The organism is Chromohalobacter sp. HP20-39, assembly GCF_033052815.1.
Classification (GTDB): Bacteria; Pseudomonadota; Gammaproteobacteria; order Pseudomonadales; family Halomonadaceae; genus Chromohalobacter.
In genome coordinates this window covers 1-250 of the sequence record NZ_JAWHTP010000986.1, presented here as the reverse complement: position 1 = coordinate 250, position 250 = coordinate 1, and the positions used below count along the sequence as shown (strand labels likewise).

Here is a 250-nt window from a genome sequence, read left to right as displayed (position 1 = left end):
CTTGGCGCGGGTGTAGAGGTCCGTCACGTCGTCGTTGGTCATGCGGATGCAGCCCGACGAGACGGCGGTGCCGATGGTCTCCGGCTCATTGGAGCCGTGGATCCGGTAGATCGAGCCGCCGAGATACATGGCGCGGGCGCCCAGCGGGTTCTCGAGGCCGCCCTTCATGTAGCGCGGCAGGTCGGGCCGGCGCTTCAGCATGGTCGACGGCGGGCGCCAATCCGGCCACTCACGCTTCATCGTGATCGTC

Annotated in this window: 1 protein-coding gene; it reads right to left on the bottom strand. The window is 68.0% G+C overall.

Translation table 11 applies throughout. The features are described 5' to 3' along the window. Positions 1–250: L,D-transpeptidase (locus RVY79_RS20920; protein ID WP_317466528.1), on the bottom strand; the 250-nt coding region annotated here is incomplete at both ends.